At 53.7% G+C, this 22,461-nt stretch carries 20 protein-coding genes and 1 pseudogene; 8 read left to right on the forward strand and 13 right to left on the reverse strand.

Going from position 1 to position 22,461, the window contains the following annotated elements; translation table 11 throughout:
* Together ACR0AJ_RS13330 and ACR0AJ_RS13335 are read left to right on the forward strand one after the other, a co-directional pair.
* The gene (locus tag ACR0AJ_RS13330) at positions 1-360 is read left to right on the forward strand and encodes a 2Fe-2S iron-sulfur cluster-binding protein (RefSeq protein WP_480640955.1); all 360 of its coding nucleotides are present in this window, start codon (positions 1-3) and stop codon (positions 358-360) included.
* A gap of 3 nt (positions 361-363) precedes the next feature.
* Positions 364-828 (forward strand): CoA-binding protein, encoded by a 465-nt coding sequence (locus ACR0AJ_RS13335; RefSeq protein WP_170350251.1) that lies wholly within the window; start codon positions 364-366, stop codon positions 826-828.
* Between the two features lie 417 nt (positions 829-1,245).
* On the opposite strand, the gene ACR0AJ_RS13340 is transcribed toward ACR0AJ_RS13335, so the two are convergent.
* From ACR0AJ_RS13340 to ACR0AJ_RS13360, 5 genes are all read right to left on the reverse strand, one after another.
* Positions 1,246-2,112, reverse strand: a complete 867-nt coding sequence (locus ACR0AJ_RS13340) for an NAD(P)-dependent oxidoreductase (protein ID WP_480741072.1) — start codon at positions 2,110-2,112, stop codon at positions 1,246-1,248.
* 379 nt (positions 2,113-2,491) lie between these two features.
* On the reverse strand, positions 2,492-3,529 hold the full coding sequence (locus ACR0AJ_RS13345; RefSeq protein ID WP_170350253.1) for a TRAP transporter substrate-binding protein: 1,038 nt from the start codon (positions 3,527-3,529) through the stop codon (positions 2,492-2,494).
* Between the two features lie 67 nt (positions 3,530-3,596).
* Positions 3,597-4,925, reverse strand: coding sequence for a TRAP transporter large permease (locus tag ACR0AJ_RS13350; RefSeq protein ID WP_170350254.1), 1,329 nt, complete (start codon positions 4,923-4,925; stop codon positions 3,597-3,599).
* Positions 4,922-5,494, reverse strand: coding sequence for a TRAP transporter small permease subunit (locus ACR0AJ_RS13355; RefSeq protein ID WP_425082651.1), 573 nt, complete (start codon positions 5,492-5,494; stop codon positions 4,922-4,924). Before ACR0AJ_RS13355 ends, ACR0AJ_RS13350 begins: the two co-directional genes overlap by 4 nt.
* A gap of 1,272 nt (positions 5,495-6,766) precedes the next feature.
* Complete coding sequence (locus tag ACR0AJ_RS13360; protein ID WP_480647909.1) at positions 6,767-7,666, reverse strand: LysR family transcriptional regulator; 900 nt, start codon at positions 7,664-7,666, stop codon at positions 6,767-6,769.
* Positions 7,667-7,782: 116 nt separating this feature from the next.
* Here ACR0AJ_RS13360 and ACR0AJ_RS13365 point away from each other — a divergent pair, with 116 nt between their 5' ends.
* The 4 genes and pseudogenes from ACR0AJ_RS13365 to ACR0AJ_RS13380 all read left to right on the forward strand — a co-directional run bounded on the left by ACR0AJ_RS13365 (position 7,783) and on the right by ACR0AJ_RS13380 (position 10,286).
* Positions 7,783-8,337, forward strand: coding sequence for an NAD(P)H-dependent oxidoreductase (locus ACR0AJ_RS13365; protein ID WP_170350256.1), 555 nt, complete (start codon positions 7,783-7,785; stop codon positions 8,335-8,337).
* Between the two features lie 34 nt (positions 8,338-8,371).
* Positions 8,372-9,109, forward strand: coding sequence for an SDR family NAD(P)-dependent oxidoreductase (locus ACR0AJ_RS13370; RefSeq protein WP_170350257.1), 738 nt, complete (start codon positions 8,372-8,374; stop codon positions 9,107-9,109).
* Positions 9,110-9,534: 425 nt separating this feature from the next.
* A pseudogene (locus ACR0AJ_RS13375) lies at positions 9,535-9,738 on the forward strand (integrase); the annotation flags it as partial.
* Positions 9,739-9,749: 11 nt separating this feature from the next.
* Positions 9,750-10,286: an adenylate/guanylate cyclase domain-containing protein gene (locus ACR0AJ_RS13380; protein ID WP_480647912.1), complete on the forward strand. Its 537-nt coding sequence runs from the start codon at positions 9,750-9,752 to the stop codon at positions 10,284-10,286.
* 199 nt (positions 10,287-10,485) lie between these two features.
* On the opposite strand, the gene ACR0AJ_RS13385 is transcribed toward ACR0AJ_RS13380, so the two are convergent.
* The 3 genes from ACR0AJ_RS13385 to ACR0AJ_RS13395 form a co-directional block, all read right to left on the reverse strand.
* Complete coding sequence (locus ACR0AJ_RS13385) at positions 10,486-10,893, reverse strand: universal stress protein (protein WP_480741075.1); 408 nt, start codon at positions 10,891-10,893, stop codon at positions 10,486-10,488.
* 60 nt (positions 10,894-10,953) lie between these two features.
* On the reverse strand, positions 10,954-11,403 hold the full coding sequence (locus tag ACR0AJ_RS13390) for a phasin family protein (RefSeq protein WP_480741077.1): 450 nt from the start codon (positions 11,401-11,403) through the stop codon (positions 10,954-10,956).
* 131 nt (positions 11,404-11,534) lie between these two features.
* Positions 11,535-12,005: a c-type cytochrome gene (locus ACR0AJ_RS13395; RefSeq protein WP_480647917.1), complete on the reverse strand. Its 471-nt coding sequence runs from the start codon at positions 12,003-12,005 to the stop codon at positions 11,535-11,537.
* Between the two features lie 263 nt (positions 12,006-12,268).
* Between ACR0AJ_RS13395 and ACR0AJ_RS13400 the strand changes: the two genes are divergently transcribed.
* A complete protein-coding gene (locus ACR0AJ_RS13400; RefSeq protein ID WP_480647919.1) occupies positions 12,269-13,489 on the forward strand; it encodes an APC family permease in 1,221 nt (406 codons plus the stop codon).
* 48 nt (positions 13,490-13,537) lie between these two features.
* Complete coding sequence (locus ACR0AJ_RS13405; protein ID WP_480741079.1) at positions 13,538-15,154, forward strand: MFS transporter; 1,617 nt, start codon at positions 13,538-13,540, stop codon at positions 15,152-15,154.
* Between the two features lie 9 nt (positions 15,155-15,163).
* On the opposite strand, the gene ACR0AJ_RS13410 is transcribed toward ACR0AJ_RS13405, so the two are convergent.
* The 5 genes from ACR0AJ_RS13410 to ACR0AJ_RS13430 form a co-directional block, all read right to left on the reverse strand.
* A complete protein-coding gene (locus tag ACR0AJ_RS13410) occupies positions 15,164-16,738 on the reverse strand; it encodes a trypsin-like peptidase domain-containing protein (protein WP_480741081.1) in 1,575 nt (524 codons plus the stop codon).
* A 150-nt stretch (positions 16,739-16,888) separates the two neighbouring features.
* On the reverse strand, positions 16,889-17,392 hold the full coding sequence (locus tag ACR0AJ_RS13415; RefSeq protein ID WP_170359678.1) for an Hsp20/alpha crystallin family protein: 504 nt from the start codon (positions 17,390-17,392) through the stop codon (positions 16,889-16,891).
* Between the two features lie 196 nt (positions 17,393-17,588).
* The gene (locus ACR0AJ_RS13420; protein WP_480741082.1) at positions 17,589-18,707 is read right to left on the reverse strand and encodes an ABC transporter permease; all 1,119 of its coding nucleotides are present in this window, start codon (positions 18,705-18,707) and stop codon (positions 17,589-17,591) included.
* Positions 18,708-21,404 (reverse strand): ribosome-associated ATPase/putative transporter RbbA, encoded by a 2,697-nt coding sequence (gene rbbA, locus ACR0AJ_RS13425; protein WP_480741083.1) that lies wholly within the window; start codon positions 21,402-21,404, stop codon positions 18,708-18,710.
* Entirely contained in the window at positions 21,401-22,396 is a 996-nt protein-coding gene (locus ACR0AJ_RS13430; protein WP_170359684.1) for an HlyD family secretion protein, read from the reverse strand. Before ACR0AJ_RS13430 ends, rbbA begins: the two co-directional genes overlap by 4 nt.
* Positions 22,397-22,461: the final 65 nt, after the last annotated feature.

The raw sequence follows: 22,461 nt of genomic DNA on the forward strand, positions 1-22,461 counted from the left end.
ATGTATACCGTGACGATCGCGAACAGAGATGGCGCGCAATACTGTGTGGATGCGCGGCGTCCACTTCTGGAAACGCTGAGAGAACAGGGCGTCGACTTGCCTTTTGGGTGCAAGTATGGCGGCTGCATTACCTGCGCGGCAAAACTAAAGACTGGCGCGATCGATCAACGCCGACAGGTTGCGCTGAATAACCGGCAAATCGCGAACGGCTATGTGATCCTTTGCGTGGCACGTCCAACATCCGACATCACGCTTGAGATAGGGGTCGAGAGCCATGACGAGCTGTACCGCAATCCGTTTCTCGACCCACTCAAACCCCACGAACTCAAGGCTGATATTGCGACGCCGAAGGAAGGTTAACCGATGCCCGAAGCAGATATTGATCGCATCTACGATTACGACCCCAAGTACCTAGCCGACATCCTGCAGTCGGTCAAAACCATTGCAATGGTGGGGGCTAGCGCGGACAAAACAAAATTCAGTTATGGCGTTCTGCGACAGCTCAGTGAAATCGGCTATGATATTGTACCGGTGAATCCTAACCCGAATGTTTCGGAAATTAGAGGACTCAAGGTCTACCACTCGCTAGAAGAGATCGACAAACATGTTGATATGGTTGACGTCTTCCGCCCAAAGGAAGAGTTATATGGCTTTGCCGAGAAGGCTATCGCAATCGGGGCAAAAGTTCTTTGGGGTCAAATCGGTGTGTACGACGACCAAGCAGCGCAACTCGCCGAAGCGGCGGGCCTTAAAGTCGTGATGAACCGATGCCCCAAGATTGAACTCTTTCGCCCTTTTTGGAAGCCGCGCCTGGACCTAAAGATATGATGGAAATTCGATTGGTAGCGGCCTCCTCAGCATCCAATCAGGGTGCCAATTGAGATATTGTGCTTACGGAAGAGAAGACAAGTAATCTTGTCACTCTACACAACCGCCTAGTCTAAAACCAAAAATGTCCGATTAGTTTGGAGAACCAAAGGCCGCTTTGTCCGCAGTGCGGTTTACCCAGACGTGCTTTGGTTTCAATTGTCGCTTCTGGCCGACGATCCGGCCGTTGTTCCAGGCCGGGCAAAGAGCGCGAATGGCAGGTAAGTCTGGGTTTCCATAACTGATCCTCCGCTCCGCTATACACGCCCACAACGACAACCCGACGATGACGAGGGACGATAACAGGATGCTGCACCGCCTCCAAGATCGGCTTGGAGCCCAAAGCAGAAATCGCGGTTTGCTCTATCGTTGTGATAATTAATGCTTTTGCGCAAGGACGTCTATTATCGCAGTGAGAGCCTTGTCTTCAAGCCCTTGATCTATACCCAATTGCGCCATCTCAACAAACAGTCGGGGCAATTCATCCCGGGCGCCAAGAGCCTCAAAACTAGCGAGAACATCTTCCAAAGCTGCGGCGTAAGTACTCATCGAGGCTGGTGGGTTGTCATAGGTGGCTTGAGGCGCTGTCGCGGCAAAGTAGTCGTAATAAGGTTTCATCATTCCCATAGATATGGGCACAAGATCTGAGAAGGTTTGCATGGGGATACCTGCCTTCTTCGCTGCCAGCGCTCCGTAAATCATTCCCCACATGAAACCTTGGCGAACTGTAAAAAGTCCCGCAAAGAGTGCAGCCAGCATTCCAGCTTGGTCACCCACATGGACAGAGCTTCCGCCCAAATTTCTAATGATTGGACCGTGGATCTTCCACTGTTCTTCGGTTCCAACGACCGACAGTACGGTATCCTTATCTCCGATCATATGCGGATAAGCATTGATGATGCCAACCATCCACGAGGCGCCAGCGTTTTCCACGAGTTGCGCTACGTCTTCAGCATCCTCTGCGCCTCCAGTTGAGAGTTCGATTATGGTCTTGTTGGGCAGCGAATTAGCCGCATTGGACAAGATTTCTATTGTCTGCGGGTGCGATTTTACGCAGGTAATCGTTACAGGACTGGCAGATATCGCCTCAGAAACAGTGGCCGCCACAGTTGCTCCTTCGGAACCAAGAGCGGTCGCTTTCTCAGGTGTCCTATTCCAAACAGTTACAGATCGGCCTGCTTTCATTTGAGCTCGGGCAAGCGCTGTACCCATGGACCCAAGACCTATTACTGAAATGTCCGTCATGCTGAACTCCTCCCTAATAACCAATTGCAAACAACGGCGCGGTTTTGTCTCGCCGAAATGCCAACGGGGCGACCAATCAGATCACCGTACTTGGAAAACGGCTCGCTATACTAAGGTTTTCTGAACAGGTCTTTTGGGAAACGGGTGCTTCACAGTCGCATCACCATTGACCGATGGTCAGGCACTAACTACCGCACTCTCGCCGAGTGGTGAAAACTCGGCGCGGCATTTTAGGCAATTCTACTGGCCTGACTGACACTGATTGCAACTTGCCTGGCAACGCCTTCAGTTAGAAAATGCTCCGATATTTAATCTGGCTGCCACAATACTAAAAAAAGGAATTTGAAGTGGCCCCTGTCAGAGGCCACTTCTTAGCGTATCACTCAAAGTTGTACGGCGCACCGGCTTGGTTGATCACACTGTTGTATTCTCGGAAAATTCCAACGATTTTCTCATGCACTTCGCCTTCCTGGGCAATTTCTTCCCAGAACTCTTTGGCTGCATTCTCGACCTCGGCCCATTCGGACGCTGGCACTGATCGCAATTCCAGCTTATCGCCATTTGCGCGCAGTGCCGCTTCTCCGCCCCAATACCATTGATTGCGATAGGTGTGACCTGCTTCGATACCCGCCATCACGATGGATTTGAGGTGATCCGGTAGCTCTGCCCAACGCTCCTGGTTTGCAAACCAAGATCCGATCCACGCACCCGAGATGTTGTTGGTCAGGAAATAGTCCGTCACATCAGCCCAACCAACCGTGTAATCCTCGGTAATGCCGGACCACGCCATGCCGTCAAGCTCTCCGGTCTGTACGGCGACTTCCGCGTCTTCGTAGGGAATGTTCACCGGCACGACGCCAAACTTGGCGAGGAACCGACCAGCGGTTGGGAAAGTGTATAGTTTTAGCCCATCCAGATCAGCAACCGATGTAATTTCCTTCTTTGTGTTGAAGTTGCACGGGTCTTGCCCAGCTGCAGACAACCACTGAACGCCAACTTTGGCATACTCGTCGCGCCAAATGTCCGCCAACCCGTATTGATTGAACAAAACCGGCACGTCGAGAATGTGCTTTGTCGCGAAGGGGAAGTACCCGCCAAAGACGCGAAGCGGTGTCGGTGACGCCATCGAGTCATCGTCCGAATGAACCCCGTCGATTGTTCCGCGCTGAAGCGCTTGGAACAGCTCGCCCGTGGGTACAATCTGATCTGCGAAGAACAGCTCGATTTCCAGCTCGCCGTTGGCATTGGCGTTGATGTAGTCAATTGCAGGCTTGGTCACATGCTCGCCCAACGCGCCTCCGGCATAGGTCTGGAACCGCCATTTGATGGGGGCCTGCGCCTTTACTATAGCCGGTGCAGCAAGCGTCGCGGGCGCGGCCAAAGCGGCGGTCCGCAAAAATCTACGTCTTGTAGTCATGGTCTTCCTCTCCTGTGCTTTTCATTGAACTTGATCCGGTTAACCCGGTTTCTCGTTCTTTACGTGCTCAGTTTCCGTAGACGATGCCCGGAAGCCACAATGCGATGTCTGGGAAGGCCATCACCAATCCCAAAGCCAATGCCATCACTGCCACAAACGGTATGATGGACCTGTAAATATCTCCAATCGTCACCTCTGGCGGGGCCATGGCCCGCATCAAAAACAGGTTGTACCCAAAAGGCGGAGTCATATAGGCGATCTGACATGTGATCGTGTAGAGGACACCGTACCATATCAGATCAAACCCCAGCGCACCGACCAGCGGCACGTATAACGGAGCGACGATGACCAGCATGGCGGTGTCATCCAGAAACGTACCCATCACCAGAAAGCTGAGCTGCATCAGGATCAGGATGATCCACGGGTTCAGACCAAGCTGCACCGTAAACAGGTTTTCGATCGCCTTGACCGCGCCCAGCCCGTCAAAAACCGCGCCGAAGGCAAGGGCCGCAAGGATGATCCACATGAACATGCAGGTAATTCCAAGCGTCTGTTTGATCGAGGTCTCAAAAACCTGCCACGTCATGCGGCGTTTCAGAACCGCCGCCATCAAGGCCGCGATTGCCCCCAAGGCCGAGCTTTCGACCAATGAGGTCCAGCCATTCACGAAGGGCACCATCATCACCGCAAAGATGCCTATGGGCAGCAGACCAGCCCCCAGCAGGCGGAGTTTTTCGCTCCAGGTGACCTGCGCGCGTTCTTCGGCGCTCATCACTGGGCCGAGCGATGGGTTCAGGCGACAGCGGATGGCGATGTAGATGATGAACAGCGTGGCCATCATCAAACCGGGAATAACGCCTGCCAGCCAAAGCTGCCCGACCGGTTGACGGGCAATCATGGCGTAAAGGACCAACACAACGGAAGGCGGCACGAGAATTCCCAAGGATGAACCGGCCTGTATGACCCCCGTCACCATACGCTTGTCATAGTTCCGGCGCAGCAATTCGGGCAAAGCAATTGTCGCTCCAATCGCCATACCTGCAACGGACAATCCGTTCATGGCTGAGATCAGAACCATCAGACCGATTGTGCCTATAGCCAGCCCGCCGGAAAGACCGCCCATCCAGACATGGAACATACGATACAGGTCATCCGCGATCCGAGATTCCGACAAAACGTATCCCATGAAAATGAACATCGGCAGCGTAAGCAGGGGGTACCAGCGCATGACCTTGATCGCTGCCGCAAACCCCAGATCATAGCCCCCCCTGTCGCCCCACAGGAAAAAGGCGGCAATCACTGCTACGAACCCGATAGCCCCGAATACACGCTGCCCGGTTAACAGCATCAGCATCATGGTCGAGAACATGAGCGCGGCTATCAATTCATAGCTCACCCGCGGTGTCCCCCTTCAAGGTCTTCGGGGGCCATATGCACCGGCTCATCATCTTTCGGACCCATATCATGTCCTCGCAACCGCAAGATGTCTTTGAACAGTTCCGAGATTGACTGCAACAGCATCAGCAGAATGCCAACCACCATGATCGTTTTGATGGGCCAGATATAGGGGCGCCACGCGGACGAGGACCTCTCGCCGCCATATTGGAACGAATACATCAAACTGTCCCAACCTCCCCACAATAAAAAGGCCAGATACACGATCAGAAAAAGCACCGTCAGCACGTCAACCTGGCTTTTTCGGCGGTCTGTCCATTCTCCATACAGCAGGTCCATCCGGACATTCGCACCCATCTGCATCGCATAAGGACCGCCAAGAATGTAGTAAGCGACCATGGCAAACTGTGCCATTTCAAGGGTCCAGAGCGAGGGGACAAAGAAGGTCTTGGACACAGAGGAATACAGCAGGATCGCCATCATAAGAAAAATGCCATACATGATGACCCGCCCAATCGTCCTGTTGGCACGGTCCACAAATCTGACATAGGCCTTCATCACACCTGTCACGAAGCCGCCTTTACATAATGTGATTTGTCATGTGAGCCAGCGTAGAGCGAAAACTTCTCCGAGCGACTAAGAACTAACATCCCGCATTCGCGCGGAAAACCGCTATAAAATTCACGCATGTTGAGCTCTACCCCAATACTCTCCCTCTTCATCAGAGCGACATGTCGGATAGCTGTCAAGTTGGTACCAGGCATAATTGGCTGATTAAGGTGATGGTTCTAGAGCTTCATGGCAAACCTATTGTTGCAAGTCGCCCTTACTTGCTACTTTCTCATTTCGATGGATGCACTTTTTTGTGTGAGAACAAACCTTTCAGAGCGACAAAAACAGAGAATTTGGCGCGAAGGAGCGTAATTTAACATTTCATTCAAATACGACCTTTATTTGAGATCGAAACCGAACCTGGGGAGGCCAACAATCTTCCCGATGAGATGCCTAAGGTCCTTAGTGATTTTGTGACGTCCTGGGGGCGCCTGCAATTGAAGTTGTATCTTCTTGCCGAGTAACAGTTATAGCTATCGCCAATTCGCTGCGCGGCCCATCCTTACCTAAATGAATGTTCATCAGATAATACCAGTGGCAGCAGTGCCCGCAGTTCGAGAGTTCGACAAGCCTCCTTTCTCGCTAGTGCAGCGAATGGCGGCAAAGCGAGCTGCGACCGCAGCATCTCGGTTGGCGGCTGGAGGTCGGCTCTGGGCCGAACGCTGAGGCAGGGTATTCTGCTGATCAATCACGCCCAAGTAACACACACTGCGCCGGTTTCCAGGTTGCGAAGAGGCACATTGGCTTACTGTTTTACGTCGACTTGAAGCGCTTGAACCGTCGAAACACTCTAAAAGCGCAGAAATCATAAGGTGTTGAATTCAATGGCAGGCGAGTCTCATTAATTCAGTCCCATTATTTACGTACTCCGACAATTCTTGTCGGATCACCTTAATGGTGAGACTGCGGTTCCAACAAAATCAGCTACTTAGAGTTTTCAATTTTTGAGACTCCAGAATCCGAGATTTTCTAACCAAACAAATAAAAAGCAGTCCTTCATTTAACGCGCGGAGAACGACTGCACTGAGCCCATCCTGTGAATTTGATTTTCTCGCTGCGTACGCTCGCAGCACAGACTTTGCCGCGTGCGCATCATCTTGTGCACAGCAACGCGTCTGAAGAACCGGTCGTTCCTGCGCAGCGCGGCGACAATGGATGCGCCAACTCACAGGTCGCGGACTTAGTGCTAATTCAGACGACATTGGAGTGAGCTCAATAGCGCCCTTTTGATTAAGCACCAACGCGGTTCTTTTTCAGGTGTTGAATAAAGAGGCGCAGTGGTGTCATCGAACGGTATTCCCGCGGGAAAAAGATATTGATGCCGGGGATGGAAACCCTGTTTTGGACTAAGACTTCTTCGACTAAACCGGATGCCAGTGATTCCAGATACGTGTCGCGAAACGTATAAGCTATTCCCAGCCCGCGGGCCGCCATTTCAACCGTGACCGGCGAAGAGTTTGCAATCAGGCTACCGCCCACTTCGACGGCGTACTCACCTTCAGGGCCGGTGAATGTCCAGGGGGCGAATTGGCCGGAGCTTTGGAAGCGGTAGCGCAGACAATTATGTTCCAACAAATCCCTTGGGTTTTCTGGGGTGCCATTCTCCGCAAGATACTTCGGGCTTGCCACCACAGCTGTTTGCAATGGACTTGTTAAGCAGATGGCAATCATATCCTGCGCAATCATGCCACCCATACGAAAACCAGCATGGAAGCCCTCGCCAAGCACATCCGACAAAGCATCGGTTAGCAGCAGCTCAACCTCGATCTCGGGGTATAGCTCCTGGAATGAGACCAGCGCTTCGCGAACGACCAGATGATAGGCGATCTCGGAAATCGCGAGCTTCAACGTACCGCGGGCTGAATGGCCTGCTGTAAGTGCGCTTTCAAGCCCGTCGGCAAGTTGATCAAATGCCGGGCCTGAGCTTCTCGCCAGAGCACGCCCGGCTTCTGTCAGATTGATTGACCGTGTCGTCCGGATGAACAGTGCAGTTCCAAGTCTGTCTTCTAGGTTCTTTAGCTGATGACTTACTGTGGACCGTTTGAGCCCCAGCTTTTGTGCAGCAGCACTCAGGCTGCCGTGTTGAGCAATCGCATTGAACACTTCGAGAGTGGAAAGAGGCAGGCGCATTGGTGCATCTCCTACACCATAGAGATGGTTAACAGGCATATTGTTGTCTGTGATGGAGTATATAGATTTGGCCAACAAGTAAACGCAACTCCCCGGACGGCAGAGACAAATCACCAATGAACATTCTCGTTTTGACCGCTCATCCAAACCTCAAAGCCTCATTGGTCAACCGAGTGTGGTTTGACGCCCTGTCAGATGTGGCAGGCATCACAACCCGTGACCTGATGGCCGTCGGCGGGCGGGAGATGAAATTTGATCCGGAGGTCGAACAGGCCCTGCTTCGGAATGCTGACCGTGTCGTGTTGCAGTTTCCGTTCTACTGGTACTCCTCCCCGCCCGTACTCAAGGCGTGGCTTGATCAGGTGTTGCTTGCCGGGTTTGCCTATGGCCCCGGTGGCAACCAACTAAACGGAAAAGAGCTCGTGCTTGCCGTTTCCACTGGTGGACCGGTCGAAAGCTATCGGACTGGTGCATTCAACAACTTTTCCATGTCCGAGTTTCTAACCCCCTTTCAACAGACGGCACTTATGACTGGCATGACCTATCTGCCGCCATTCGTGCTTCACAGTGCTATGAGCCGGGACCAAATCAGGCTCGAAGCAAGCGTCCCGGCGTTGATTGCGCATCTGACGGGACAACAGACCGAAGCCAGCGCCAAGTTGGTTGGATAGGCACATACCCCTCGCAAAAAATCAGGAGAAGCAAATGGAAAACCTCGAAAACAAAGTGATCCTTATCACCGGTGGTGGTACGGGAATTGGGAAAGCCACGGCATCTGCCTTTATTGCCAATGGGGCGAAGGTGGTTATTACCGGTCGCAGACAATCCGTTCTTGAAGAAGCAACTCAGAAACTTGGGCCGCAAGCCTACGCTATTGTTGGGGATGTCAGCAAAGATGGCGAACCGGCCCGAATTATCGAGGAGACCATCCGCAAATTTGGCCGGCTGGATGTTTTGGTCAACAATGCTGGAACCGGAAAGATGGGTCCACTGTCTGAAACCAGTGACCAGGATATCGAAAGCATTTACCGAACCAACGTGTTTGGACCGCTGGCTTTTGCCCGCGAGGCAACCCCCCATCTTGCCAACAGTAAGGGGGCAATCATCAATATTTCTTCGGTAGTCGCGCGCGGCATGATGCCTGGCGCTGCGGTTTACGCATCGTCAAAGGCAGCTGTGGACCACGCAACCAGACTCATTGCTGCGGAACTCGGTCCAATGGGCATCCGGGTCAATGCGGTCGCACCCGGACTTACAGACACGGAAATAACGGCAGACGTAAAGTCAAATGAACAAATGCTAGGAATGATTATCGCTCAAACACCGATGGGTCGCATCGGTGAACCTGCAGACATCGCAAACGCGGTTCTTTTGCTTGCCGATAAGCGTGCCGGGTGGATCACAGGCCAGTCTGTACAAGCAGGTGGAGGGTTCCTGTTGTAAGGCGACGAGCGTGATTTTGAACATCAAGCTTCAATAAATATCCGCAGAGGGTCAAAAGCGACCCGGCAACATCTTCAACATGATGCTGTCGGGTCTTCAATGATTACAGCATGAGATTTCTTGCCGAACCAAACGATTTGCTGAGTTACACCGTCGGGATCAATATTGCGCTGCTGAAGCAACGAAAACCGCAAAGACTGACCCACTTGAATTAGCCTTTGTAGGAAAATGTACGAACTCTGCGTTTAGCGCCTCTTCAAGCGTTAAGCAGCATCTGGAAGACTGGGGCTCAGACCAGCTCAATGCACCCGCAGTGTTTCCCGAAGAACAAGCAATCGGACAACGGCCATTCAAACCAACTGTAAAGTTCAGGTGTCAGCGCAGTGCTGATGTCTGGGCCTGGCGGGAGGATTGGAGGGCCCAACATGCCAAGAATTCAACTTCCCGCTGTCACCCCTAAACGAAGAGCCTGGAACAAGGGCCGGTTCATTGGCCAGAAACGACCGCTGTTGCCGAAACAGGTCTGGGCGATCCGAGCGCGGCTCGAATTGGCGGGCAACCTGCGCGATCTTACATTGTTCAACGTGGCGATTGATAGCAAGCTTCGCGGATGCGACTTGGTGAAACTGGGTTTACCACCATGTGCGAGAGCGACGCCCCCGGCGATGTCGTTGATTTCTTGCGCGGGTATCATGACAGGTTGGGCAAGGCAGTTTTCGAGAACGAAGGCACACTGGACAAATATCTGGGCGACGGGCTGATGGCGACCTTCGGGACACCAGAACCCGGTGAGAACGACGCCAATAACGCACTTCAATGCGCCTTTGACATGCTTGAGGCATTGAGCATCTGGAACCGTGACAGGAGTGCCGAAGGGCTTCCTCCGGTACGCATTTGGATTGGCATCCACTTCGGTCCCGTTATCTCGGGTGACATCGGAAACCGACGCCGTCTTGAATACAGTGTCATCGGCGATACCGTGAACGTCGCAAGCAGGCTTGAGAAGCTGTCCCGGAAACTAAATGCTTCTTTGGCGGTTAGCGATTTGTTGATCGAGGCAATAAGTCCGACAGACAAGGTCGGGCAATCTTTAATCAAAAGATTGGTTCCCGCCGGAGTGCAAGATTTGAGAGGAAGACGAGGAAAGATCGGCGTTTGGATCTACCCGCTGAAATAGTAAGTGTTTGCGCATGGCTTTGCCATTCCACCGAATTCAACTTTCGCAATCCATTCAGTCGGACCCGCTCATTGAGCCGGTCAACGCCATCCATTTCCATATGGTCATGCAGCGTGTGACGATCGTAAAACAACTCGGGTCTGGAAAATCGACTCATCCACAACGCTTAATCGACGTGCGGCCGTTACCAGAAACCGGTTCAGCGGATCACGTGGACAGAACAATTGGCGTGGTGAACGACCCGGTTTGCAGTTGACCCAATAAAAATGTTCTCGATCCCCGGCTTGTGTGAGGCCAGCACTATGCAATCGATGTCATTTTCATTTGCGAAGTCAACGATCGCGCGGCCAGCACTCCCCGAGACAAGGCGCGGTTTCGCACCCGATAGGTCGGCAGCATTCCGATGTAAGCTTTCCTGAAGTTCTTTTCGCGTATTTGCCAGAACTTCCTTGGGTATCTGAGATGCCACATATGCAGGGATCGGTTCCTGCACATGAAGCACTGTGAATTCCGCATCGGCATTCGCCAGCAAACGAGCAGCTTCAAATGAGGCCTGTGTATCGTGATCTTTGTCCAGTGCGACTGGTACCAGAATGTTTTTATACATATGAGCTACCTTCCATTGCTCCAGCTGCGATCGTTCCGACCTCTGCAGTGATACGGCTCTCTATACCGGATCGGATTTCGGAGATTTACCCGCCTTCTTAGCTGTGCTTGCAACATCATCCATTGTCTTTTCCACAGCTTCGACTTCTGTTTCCGCTGCATATGCTGCACATCGGGCAACTTTTTCGAACCATTCCTGAGCGTCAGCCACAAGGCGTTCGGCTGAGTGCTTCTGCCACTCTGCTATGGATTGCAGCGCTTTAGCCGGATCAGTCGGGTCTGCAGCAGACGCCGAGCGCGCAGCCTCCAGCGCGGTTCGCACAGCCTCGTGACGCCTCTCAAACCAATGCTGAGCAAAGGCCTCTGCCTCTTTCAGCGATTTTTCCTGCATGTCCCAGAATTGCTCAAGCTGAGCGCCCAGAAACGGATTGGCTGAAGTAGATAGCTGCATCTGCTTGAAGATATCGACAAGTGGGTTGGAGTAACTTGATTTTGGCTTCTCTTCAGGCATCGGAGATTCCTCCTCATCTCTAAATGCTGAATATTAACTGAGATCGAGGAAACTTGCCTTAATGTAAATCAACCAGCGCCGGCAAACGTGGTAGAGGTGTCCTGCAATCCTAGGGTGAACTTTGTGCCAACCTATTCGGTCTGTATAGCCTCAAGATACGCAATCACATTCGCCAGTGGCACGCCGACTATCATCGGTTGGCCGTCAGGCATGGAAATCGCTACTTTTTTATCCGAATCCAATGCTGGACCAAAAATGGGCATTTCCCCGCCATGTGCCAGCAGTGGCGCGCGACCGTCAATTTGACGCGCCACCGCCTCAGTCGGAAAAACGCCGCCATTTTGCACCGCAAGCCTGGTCAGATCGGGCGTCCTTATCGCCAACATCTCCGCCATTGGGCCATCTCCGGTGGCCTCGAAACCATGACATTGCCAACAATAGGTTCTGTAGAGATCGTGCCCATTTTGAAGGTCAATATCCTGCGCCAGTGCAGCACTTGCAGCAAATATTGACAAAAGAAGTCCGCGACAAACTAGCATCTGTTCCTCCTCCGAGATCAGCATTTCGAGTTGAAAATACGCGATATCGAATGAATGCTTCATTGATCTCGCTCATATTCAACCTTTGAGTATCAACTGGGAAAAACCATCACGAAACGACGGTCGCAGCATTCGGATCTGCCTCTCTGATCAGTCTTAGCGCCTGATGATATAGATCAATGCCAAATAAAGAATTACATATCAAAGTATGAATGTTTCAGAAGAAGCTCGGCATGAACGGTGATGAGCCCTTGGTTTATCATCGGGGTGCTTGTTTGCGGCACAGCTTCGGTAACCCGGCAATTGCTCATCAAGGAGTGAGGTGAATGCATACAGTTGATCCACCGTCCCCTAAACTCCGACGTTCTCTCACCACCCCGTTGCTTACATTATATGGGCTCGGTGTTACCGTCGGTGCGGGAATTTATGTGCTCGTCGGCGCAACCGCCGAGGCCGCGGGCCCTTATGCTGCAGTTTCGTTTCTTGTTGCAGCGCTCGTCGTTTCGCTGACGGCTTTGTCGTACGCCGAACTCGCGACACGCTATCCCGTAAGCGCGGGAGAAGCGGCATACGTTGAAGCGGGATTTCAAAGGGGCTGGATGGCGGTTCTAATCGGTCTTGCCGTTGCTGCGTCTGGGATTATTTCAGCCTCCGCTGTTGCGATTGGGGCGGCCTCATACCTTCACACCCTGACGGGGCTTGGCACCGCATTGCTTACGATCTGCGTTGTGTCGGTCATGGGGCTGATTGCACTCTGGGGCATTACACAATCGGTTTTTGTGGCAGCCGTGATCACGGTCATCGAGATCGCGGGGCTTCTTTTTGTGATTGGCTGGGGCATGTCTGTGCAGGAACCGCAAGGCCATGAAATTAGTGAGATGATTCCGGGGCTCGAGCTCAGTACCTGGCGCGGTATTATGGCGGCATCTCTGCTGGCTTTTTTTGCCTTTGTCGGCTTTGAGGACATGGCAAACGTCGCAGAAGAGGTAAAAGACCCAACCCACACAATTCCAAAGGCTATCCTTTTGACGCTCGTTCTGGCGACGGGTTTGTATCTAGCGACCTCGATCACGGTCCTGCTCGTTGTTCCTATCGATACCTTGTCGACCTCGGCCGCCCCACTCACGCTGGTTTTCTTCGACGCACCCGAAGTAATAAAACAAGGGTTCGCCGCAGTCGCAGTCGTTGCAACAGTCAATGGCGTCTTGATCCAGATGATTATGGCGTCGCGGGTGATCTATGGTCTTGCCGACCGGGATCATCTTCCGAAAATACTGGCGACTGTCCCGCAGGTTACCCAAACACCGGTCGTCGCAACCCTGTTGGTAGTTGCGATAATTCTTCTGCTGACGCAAACTTTGCCAATCGGCATACTAGCGGAACGCACATCCCAGATCGTTTTGGGAGTGTTTGTTTTGGTCAACATCTCGCTGATATTGCTGAAGTCCCGGCCAGGGTCAACTCGGGAACATTTCCGCGTACCTCTTGTTGTACCAATCCTTGGGGTGCTGACCAGCGCTCTGCTTTTTGGTGCCGGATTTCTCTGAGAGGAAAACCGACAGCACAGGGTCACCAGAACGGGGTCCGACTGACGCATGAACACTGACCAATCAACATTTGGAAGGCGGATTTCAGGCTGGTGGCACCGGACTTTCGTCGATCTGATCGCGCAATTGCAATGGTCTTACCTGCCACCATTGATGGTTTACTTTGCGGCCGGGGTTTCGGGGCTAACATCCGTCGTCGGTGCGTTTTTTCTTAAGGACTATCTGAATCTATCCGCCGCTTTTGTTGCGGGATTGGCATTCTGGGCCGGGTTGCCATGGATTCTAAAAATGCCGCTGGGTCATCTGGTTGACCTGTTCTGGCGCTGGAAATCCCTACTGATTGCCGTTGGCGCATCCTTTATCACGGCGTCATTGCTCATCATGTACAGGCTTGTGGCTGCGCCTGACCAAATGGCCGGCATTATGCCACTTGAGGATTGGTACGTCGTTGCCTTGATGTTGGCTCCTTCAGGTTATGCCATTCAGGATGTCGTTGCTGACGCCATGACAGTCGAAGCAGTGCCGCAATCGGACCGAGACGGACGCGCGTTTATTCAGGACGAAGTTCGTGCCCGGCACACCACCATGCAGACCCTCGGCAGGATTGCGATCATATCCGGGTTTGCAGGGGTCGCCGCAGTTAACATCTGGATTTTTTCGGGGGCGGAAAATCTGGAGCAAGCCGATCGTTTGGTTCTCTACGGTCGGGTCTATCTCATTGCCCTGGCTATCCCACTGTTGTCCGTCAGTGGAGTGGTTCTTCACGCTCTGATACAGCGTCGCCTCGTTCGTCGAGGACACCTTCTGCACAGACCAGATCAAACCACCGAAGTCAGGTGGCCGATACTTCTGGGCGGACTTGCGTTTGTTGTTCTCAGCATAGTGTTGGGAACCGCAAATTTTGCCTTCGCGCAAGAGACCGTTTTTGCGGTGTCGCTCACGGTCATTCTCTACCTCATGTCGCGTTTGCTGAGAGAGCTGGAGTCGAAACAGGCCAAAGTTCTGATCGGGACAGCAACTATCATTTTCGTTTTTCGAGCAGTTCCCTTGCCAGGACCGGGCCTGACCTGGTTCGAGATCGACGAGCTTGGGTTTGACGAACAGTTCCTGGCCATTCTAGCGCTTCTGACCTCACTACTTGCTCTGCTTGGTCTGATTATCCTCAGGCCGTTTATGGCAAGTCGTTCGATTGCGCAGGTTGTAGTGTTACTCACGATTGCCGCCGGAGTGCTGTCCCTGCCAAACCTTGCCTTGTACTACGGGGTGCATGAATGGACGGCCGCGCGCACAGGTGGGGTCGTGGATGCAAGGTTTATCGCCATTCTTGACACAGCCGTTGAGTCACCGCTGGGTCAAATCGCGATGGTCCCAATGTTGGCTTGGATCGCGCGCAACGCCCCAACACATCTGAAGGCTACCTTTTTTGCGGTCATGGCTTCGTTCACCAACATGGCATTGTCAGCAAGCAGTCTCGGTACAAAATACCTGAATCAGATCTTTACCGTTACCCGCGCGGTTACCGATCCCAGAACGGGTACCGTTGCCTCCGTCGCTGACTATAGCCACTTGGGGAACTTGCTGATTACCGTGGGCTTGATCTCTGTCATCATCCCACTGGCTGTGGTTTTTCTGGTGCAAAACTCGCCTTATCAGACGCGCGATTGAATATGCGGATCAATCGCTTTCATCGAGAAGTATCTTGAGGTGTGACACCGGAACGCCAATATTCGAGCCGCCAAATTCGGGTAAGATCGCGGCATTGATAGCAACCACCTCGCCGTTTCGGTTAAGGGCAGGTCCGCCGCTTCCGCCGGTTGTGGTTTCAGCATCATAAACGACTGCACCGGGACTGGTCTGGGCGACGATCCCCCGGCTGGCCAGAGGCCTGATCTTGTTCTGCTCTGAAAGGTGTTTTGCAATAGTCCAGAAATCGACGGCTCCGTCTCTCTCAAGCGTTTTCAGAAAATCCGGCCCAGCCTGCACAATCAAGGCCTTAAGGCCAGTCGGAAATCCAAGCAAGAAAACTTCTTCACCTGCTCGCGTCGGGTGAGGTGCCAGTGAAAGTCCAAGCCCTTGAACACGGTTCGCATCAACGGACAGAAGCGCCAGATCGGCCGTTTTGCTTGCCCTAAGCAACACCGCTTCCATTGGCTTGGATTGTTCTGGAAGATAAGCCAGCAGGCTAAGTATCTCGGCTTCAAGCCCTGCTGCCTTCAGGGCCTGCGCGCGATCCCCGGTCGTCCAGGGCAAGGCGACATGACGGTTGGTCACCAAAAGAGAGGTGTCCTGCAATAGAAACCCGGTTCCGGTGAACTGAAATTCTGCCGGCGCGCCTTCCGCATCTGGCTCAATCCATGGTTTTCCGAATGGAGTTTTTTGTTTCTCCCCGTTCGGGCCAAGCACATGCCGCAGCAATTTGCCGCTTTCGGTCTGTCGCAATCCGTAAGCACCCTGGATAAAGGCAATAGATCGCGTCGAGGCTGTGATAACTCGCCTTGACGCACCAGCGCGTTCTTCCAAAGTGCCAAGGCGCTGCTCGGTGGAAATCACCTGGTTGTCAAATGCTTCTCTGAGCGCGACCAGATCATCCGCCGTCAGTGCATCTTCTCGCGTCTGCGTAAGCATGACAGCAACCGCCTCGATCTTGAGAGACTCCTGTTTAAGGCTGTCCGCCAGCTTCCGGTCGTTCTGAAAAAGCAAATAGCCAAAGGCAAAGATCAGAAGAAGCACACCGATAACGGTAACCCTGAACAAAACCGTGGTTTGTGATGTCAGCCGACGCCCGCCTTCGCGCAGCGCACCGGACATTTTTCTGGCAAAGGGTCGTCGGCTGGAGCGCGCATACACATATGCGTCACTTATTATGTCTTCGACCGTGTGATGTGCAGGGAATGAGTGGTCACACACCCTGTAGCGTGACATGGGCCCCTCTGCACCGAACTCAATCATGTCGCCATGCCCAAGAACTGCCGAAGCAGTTTTTTGACCATTGACCCAGATATCCCGGCCAGGCAAAGCGTTTAGTGCGTAACCGCCTTGCGACCACTGAATGGTTGCCACGTCTTCGTCATGCGGGGGCAAATCCTCTTTCCGCCTGAACTTCAGGATACGATCAGGACCCACCGAAGCAACCAAAGCGTTGCCGACAAGCCAGGTAACGGTTCCGCGGGACGGCCCCGTCAAGCTCTCCAGAAATGCACGGACATCGCCCGTTTCACTTTCCACATCGCTTTTGTCCGGCGTCCGCATTGTCCATCTCAGTTCTCTAACCCTATTGGCACGTTATCATGCGCAGCGGTGAAACCGCTATGGTGGGCAATAATGTGCTCGTTTTAAGAACATCAAGGGTCCGCGCATGCTGCCCGGACCATGATGGTTGCGCGTGCGCCTCCATTGCTCCTATTTCGATGAGACCTTGATCTTCCGGCTGGGATCCTGAGGTTCGGTTTTCGGCATCGTGACGTGCAGGACACCTTTGTCGAACGCAGCGGAAATCTCCTCGATATCGACTGCATCAGGCAGCGTCATTGTCCGAGTGAAACTGCCATAGCTTCTCTCGCTAACGCGCAGATCGCCTGTGTCATCATGCGTAACATTCTTCTGGCCCCGCAGCGTCAATCTACGGTCTTTGATTTCGACTTCGACGTCGTCTTCTTCGAGACCCGGCAATTCAGCCGTGAGAACGATCGCTGTATCCGTTTCGTGGATGTCAATCGCTGGCGAAATCGCACCCGTCATGTCCAACGACGGGAAGCCCGTGCGTTGCGCGGCTGTTTCCAACGGAAGGAATGGCGCTGCGCCCCCGAAAAAACGCGACATCATGGATTCCATTTCGCGTCGAAAATTATCAGAGAGCGGATGTGTTCCAGCAAACAGTTGCGGGGTATTTTTGTCTTCAAGCATTTTCTGATCCTCCTCCTTTGGTGCGATTGGGGGGAGGCGGTATTATTGCAAAAAACGCGTCTAATTACCTTGATCTTGCGCAAGCAAGCGTCCTCGGTATCGCGCCAAAAGGACAACCCGGCCGTATCAGTATTCCGAATGAAACAAGGCGCATTACCGGTCATACGTCCAGGCCAAGGGGTAAACTGATCTGACTCTATTGCGCCACCGAGCGTCTGAAAAGCATCAGGCTTGACGCCAGAAGGATTGCGCCGAGTAACGCCATCCATAAGAACTCTGGCCAGACCGTCTCAAACCTCGCCCCCTTGAAGATGATGGATTGGCTGGCGGACATGTAATGGCGGGACGGAAGGATCGATGTTCCGACCTGAAGCCAGTCGGGCTGCCCCTCGATCGGTGTCTCTCCTCCTGATAGCATCAGCATCGGAAGGACAGTCAGCATTACCAAAAGCGCGAACTGTGCCATTGAGCGCGCAATCGTTGCAAGAAAGACCCCAAGTGCGGTTGCTGTGAAGAGAAAGAGGGCGGTGCCAACTAAAAACAACACCTTCGACCCCGCGATACTGATCCCTAGGAAACCTTGCATAACAAAGGTCAGCGATAAGGCGGCCGCGACAAGAACCACCGCTGCGTTTGCCCAAATCTTGGCCATCGCAATGTCAAACGGGGTAAGCGGCATCGCAAGCAGGTGTTCAATTGTGCCATGTTCACGCTCGCGGATCATCGCGGCACCGGTGAGGATTGTGGTCAGCCACATGATCTGGCCGATGAGCGCCACGATGCCGGCAAAACGAACAGTATCACGGTTGGGATTGAACGCACTGCGCATGATGATATCGACGGGCAATGACTTAGCCAGGTCCGCACCAATGGCAAAGCGACGGATCTCGGCGCTTAGGATATTGACGATATAGTTTGCGCCAATCCCGGCCTGTTCCATCGCCGTCGCATCAATCAAAACCTGAATTTCCGGCGTGCGCCCGGCGCGAACATCTTTCTCGAACCCTGGTGGCACCGCGACCACAAACAGGAAATGCCCGGCATCCATCTTTTCGGCTCCGGTACCCGGTGCGATCTGGACAACGGGTTGAAACTCCGGAGGGAAGAATGCCGTGGCAAGAGACCGTGAAAGGGGCGAGCCATCCTCATCGGCAAATGCAATGGAGGCATTGTTGACCGAGTTCGAAACCCCCGTCGCCTCCATCACGGGTGCCAGCGTGAATGACCAGACCAGCAGCGCCATCATCACCCAATCACGCCGAAGGCTCATCATTTCTTTCAAGCCAAGCCAGAAGATGCAGGACAACCGTTGCATTTATTTCTCCTGCGCTCGAAGTAAAAGGGCAGCGATCAACGTCAGCACCGGTCCGAAACAGGCCAGGGCCAGAAGATCAGGGGCAAGCGCATCCCAGCCCAGCCCTTTGGTGAATGCACCGACATTCAGATGCAGGAAGTAGGATGACGGCCAGAGCGATCCGATTGTTTGCGCGCCGCCTTCAAGCGTTGAAACCGGCTGCAGCAGGCCCGAGAACTGAATCGTAGGTACGACCGAGGCGATGGCGGTGGCGAAGGTAGCGGCCACCTGGCTTGAGGTCATGGTCGCAATGAGCAGCCCATAAGATGTGGTCGCCCAGACATACAGCAACGCGCCGATTGCCAGGGGAGCCGGGTTGCCTTTGAGCGGTACATCAAAAACAAGGACCGTCATTCCGGCCAAGAGCAGGAAATTGGCGAACGCGATTGCGATATAAGGGATTTGCTTGCCAACCAGAAACTCAAGCCGCGTCGTTGGCGTCGCATAGAAATTGGTGATTGTTCCCAACTCTTTTTCACGTGCGACGCTGACCGCCATCAGAACTGCCGGTAACATTATCAAAAGGATCGCAGGCATGGCCGGGGCCATTGCGGCAATACTCTCGAAACTCTGATTGTACCTGAAGCGTGGCTCGATACGGGCGATCTCGACCGGATGCACACCGTTTTGGTGGGCCATTGCCGCCAAAAAGGTATTGTGGAGCCCCGCCACATAGCCTTCTACAGTCTCGCCTTTGAACGGAATTGCGCCGTCCACAATTGCGAGCACGTCCGTTGCTTCGCCAGAGCGGATCTTGCGCCCGAAATCAGGTGGGAGTTCGACAACCAGCGAGGCATCTCCTCGGGCCAGCCGTTCATGGCCCTCATCGATACTCGTCAGTGGCTGCGTTGGGTTGAAGTAGCGCGATCCTGAAATCTCTGCAATGTAGGCGCGGCTTTCTGGCCCCTGTGACAAATCCAGTACCGCGAAATCCAGTTCTTCGATGTCCAGCGTAATCCCATAGCAAAAGACCAGCATCAGGATCACCGAGCCCAGGAACGCAAACGCCAAACGCACGCGGTCGCGCAAAATCTCGATGGTTTCACGCTTCGTGTATGCCAGTGTGCGCCTGATACCCCCGCCAGCGCTGTCATCAAGGGCATGAACTGATGCCTCAGGAGCTTTCACCGGTGCCGGAGGGTCAGCTGCCTTCAATACCGTGACAAATGCTTCTTCCAGACTGTCTACCTGTGCCCCGGCGATCAACTCATCCGGTGTTCCCTCAGCCAGAACACGGCCCGCGTGCATGAACGACACCCGATCACAGCGCTCTGCTTCGGCCATGAAATGGGTCGAGACGAAAATCGTCACTTCTTCATCTCTCGAAAGCTCAATCAGCAACGCCCAAAACGAGTCGCGCGCCTCAGGGTCCACCCCCGAAGTTGGTTCATCCAGGATCAGTACGCGAGGTCGGTGGATCACAGCGACGGCCAGTGAAAGGCGTTGCTTGATGCCAAGTGGCAACGCCGTGGCCAGCATGTCCATATGTGCAATCAGGCCAAAGCGTTCCGCCAGTTCATCGATACGCCTATCGCGGTCCGTGATCGCAAAGATGCGGGCATGTAGCTGGAGATTTTGCCGAACGGTCAACTCGCCATAAAGCGAGAATGCCTGACTCATATAGCCAATCTCGCGACGCATCCTCAGGTCGCGTGCATCAACCGGTCTTCCGAACAACAGCGCCTCACCGTCACTTGCGGGCAGAAGACCTGTCAGCATTTTCATGGTGGTCGACTTGCCGCAGCCGTTCGACCCGAGGAAGCCGAAAATCTCACCACGGTTGATCGAGAATTCGACGTTATTGACTGCCGTGAAATCGCCAAAGCGCCGCGTCAATCCGCGTGCCGTGATCACTGGGTCTGCCTCACTGTGATGTGTGGGCGCTTTCCTTGGTGCGATCAGGGGATCTCCGTGCGCCTGCAACCGCCGGTAGGACGTTTCAAGATCGCTGGCTTCCCCCTTCAATTCTGCCGGAGAACCATGGAAAAGCACGCGCCCGGCATCCATCGCGACGATAAAGTCGAATTGTTCGGCTTCTTCCATATAGGCTGTCGAAACCAGTATGGAGAGGTCGGGAGTAGCCTCTCGGACCGCGTCGATCAGCGCCCAGAATTGACGCCGCGACAGTGGGTCGATGCCGGTGGTCGGCTCATCCAGAACCAAAAGCTTAGGATCATGGATCAGTGCACAACACAGCCCAAGCTTCTGCTTCATGCCGCCCGAGAGTTTTCCCATCAGACGATCAGAGAATGGCGCAAGCCCGGTTGCCGACAGCAATGCTGCGATCCGGATGTCACGCTCCTGTTGCCCCTGTCCGAAGAGACGCGAAAAGAACTCAAGGTTCTCGCGCACCGACAATTCTGCATAGAGGTTCCGGCCCAACCCCTGCGGCATAAATGCGATCGCTGGGCAGATTTTGTGACGATGGGCACGGTCGTCGATCGATCCACCGAGAACCTTGATCGTGCCGGATTGAAGCTTCTTCGCGCCGGTGATCAAACCCAAAAGCGTTGATTTGCCAACCCCGTCAGGCCCGATCAGCCCAATAAGCTGACCAACCGGCAGATCAAGCGACAGGTTATCGAGTGCAATGCGCTGGCGGTACTTATGCGTGACACCACTGACGCAGAAATCAGATGGGCCCGTCTGGGAATTCATTCGAACAATTCGGGTGGAATCCGCCTTTCCAGATATTCCGGCCATACACTGTCAGAAGAAAGCCTGATCACAGCGATACCGCGAAGGCCGGTTTTCACATGTTCGATCCGTTCTGTGATCAGATCCTCAGGAATGCGAACCCGAACGCGAAAGACCAACTGTTCACGCTCGCTCAATGTCTCTACCTGCTTTGGAGTGAACTGGGCTTCGGGAGATACAAAAGTGACGGTTGCAGGAACGGCAAAATCCGGCAAGGCATCAAGTACGATGCGCGCCTCAGCCCCGATGGGCAGCAACCCCGCTTCGCGTGCGGGCAGGTACACGTCCATATAGACGTTCTCTAAGCTGAGAAGCGTAAGGATCGGCTCACCCGCGCCAACAACTTCACCGGGCTCAGCCAGTCTGTAAAGAATGCGCCCCGGCATAGGGGCAACAAGCGAAGCATCCTCGATCTGGGCGACGATCCGGCGCACTTCGGCTTCGGCAGCCGCGATCTGGCTGTCCGAGGTTGCAACCCGGGCCTTGGCGGCACCCAGAACGGCGTCGGCAACCTGAAATGCGGTTTCGCGATCTTCAAAGACTGTCATCGAAATGTTTTGACCGGCCAACAGTGCCTTTGCCCGTTCCAGTTCCTGCGCCGCGCGACGCTGTTGGCTTTCTCGTTGGACAACAACAGCCTCGGCTTCGGCCTTGGCTTGACGCGCCAATGCTACTTCGGCTTTGGCGCGATCAAGCGCTGCAGACAGTTCATCGGTGTCCATCTCGACCAACAGTTCACCCACAACAACCAAGTTGCCTTCTGCCGCCAAAACCTGTGCAACCCGCCCTGCGAAGGTGGGGGCAATTTCCACTTGTTCGGCCTCTATCCGTCCATTGCCCTGTACAAATCCAACTGGCAATTCACTGCTGTCTTCTGAAACGAATATGTACAACGCCGCACCTGCGAGAAGGAGCATTACGACGATCAGTATTGCGCGCACATTCTTTTTCATGATCTGGCGTACCGCGGTTAAAGCTACTAGGTGACGTTATCTCAAACCCCGCAAAACGCTTTGTT

This window comes from Ruegeria sp. CJ9 (assembly GCF_056536625.1).

Excerpts from the sequence above, each read along its gene's own strand:
- ACR0AJ_RS13330 (WP_480640955.1), top strand. The coding sequence starts at position 1 with ATGTATACCGTGACGATCGCGAACAGAGATGGCGCGCAATACTGTGTG.
- ACR0AJ_RS13335 (WP_170350251.1), top strand. The coding sequence starts at position 364 with ATGCCCGAAGCAGATATTGATCGCATCTACGATTACGACCCCAAGTAC.
- ACR0AJ_RS13340 (WP_480741072.1), bottom strand. The coding sequence starts at position 2,112 with ATGACGGACATTTCAGTAATAGGTCTTGGGTCCATGGGTACAGCGCTT.
- ACR0AJ_RS13345 (WP_170350253.1), bottom strand. The coding sequence starts at position 3,529 with ATGACTACAAGACGTAGATTTTTGCGGACCGCCGCTTTGGCCGCGCCC.
- ACR0AJ_RS13360 (WP_480647909.1), bottom strand. The coding sequence starts at position 7,666 with ATGCGCCTGCCTCTTTCCACTCTCGAAGTGTTCAATGCGATTGCTCAA.
- ACR0AJ_RS13365 (WP_170350256.1), top strand. The coding sequence starts at position 7,783 with ATGAACATTCTCGTTTTGACCGCTCATCCAAACCTCAAAGCCTCATTG.
- ACR0AJ_RS13370 (WP_170350257.1), top strand. The coding sequence starts at position 8,372 with ATGGAAAACCTCGAAAACAAAGTGATCCTTATCACCGGTGGTGGTACG.
- ACR0AJ_RS13380 (WP_480647912.1), top strand. The coding sequence starts at position 9,750 with ATGTGCGAGAGCGACGCCCCCGGCGATGTCGTTGATTTCTTGCGCGGG.
- ACR0AJ_RS13385 (WP_480741075.1), bottom strand. The coding sequence starts at position 10,893 with ATGTATAAAAACATTCTGGTACCAGTCGCACTGGACAAAGATCACGAT.
- ACR0AJ_RS13390 (WP_480741077.1), bottom strand. The coding sequence starts at position 11,403 with ATGCCTGAAGAGAAGCCAAAATCAAGTTACTCCAACCCACTTGTCGAT.
- ACR0AJ_RS13395 (WP_480647917.1), bottom strand. The coding sequence starts at position 12,005 with ATGAAGCATTCATTCGATATCGCGTATTTTCAACTCGAAATGCTGATC.
- ACR0AJ_RS13400 (WP_480647919.1), top strand. The coding sequence starts at position 12,269 with ATGCATACAGTTGATCCACCGTCCCCTAAACTCCGACGTTCTCTCACC.
- ACR0AJ_RS13405 (WP_480741079.1), top strand. The coding sequence starts at position 13,538 with ATGAACACTGACCAATCAACATTTGGAAGGCGGATTTCAGGCTGGTGG.
- ACR0AJ_RS13410 (WP_480741081.1), bottom strand. The coding sequence starts at position 16,738 with ATGCGGACGCCGGACAAAAGCGATGTGGAAAGTGAAACGGGCGATGTC.
- ACR0AJ_RS13415 (WP_170359678.1), bottom strand. The coding sequence starts at position 17,392 with ATGCTTGAAGACAAAAATACCCCGCAACTGTTTGCTGGAACACATCCG.
- ACR0AJ_RS13420 (WP_480741082.1), bottom strand. The coding sequence starts at position 18,707 with ATGCAACGGTTGTCCTGCATCTTCTGGCTTGGCTTGAAAGAAATGATG.
- rbbA (WP_480741083.1), bottom strand. The coding sequence starts at position 21,404 with ATGAATTCCCAGACGGGCCCATCTGATTTCTGCGTCAGTGGTGTCACG.
- ACR0AJ_RS13430 (WP_170359684.1), bottom strand. The coding sequence starts at position 22,396 with ATGAAAAAGAATGTGCGCGCAATACTGATCGTCGTAATGCTCCTTCTC.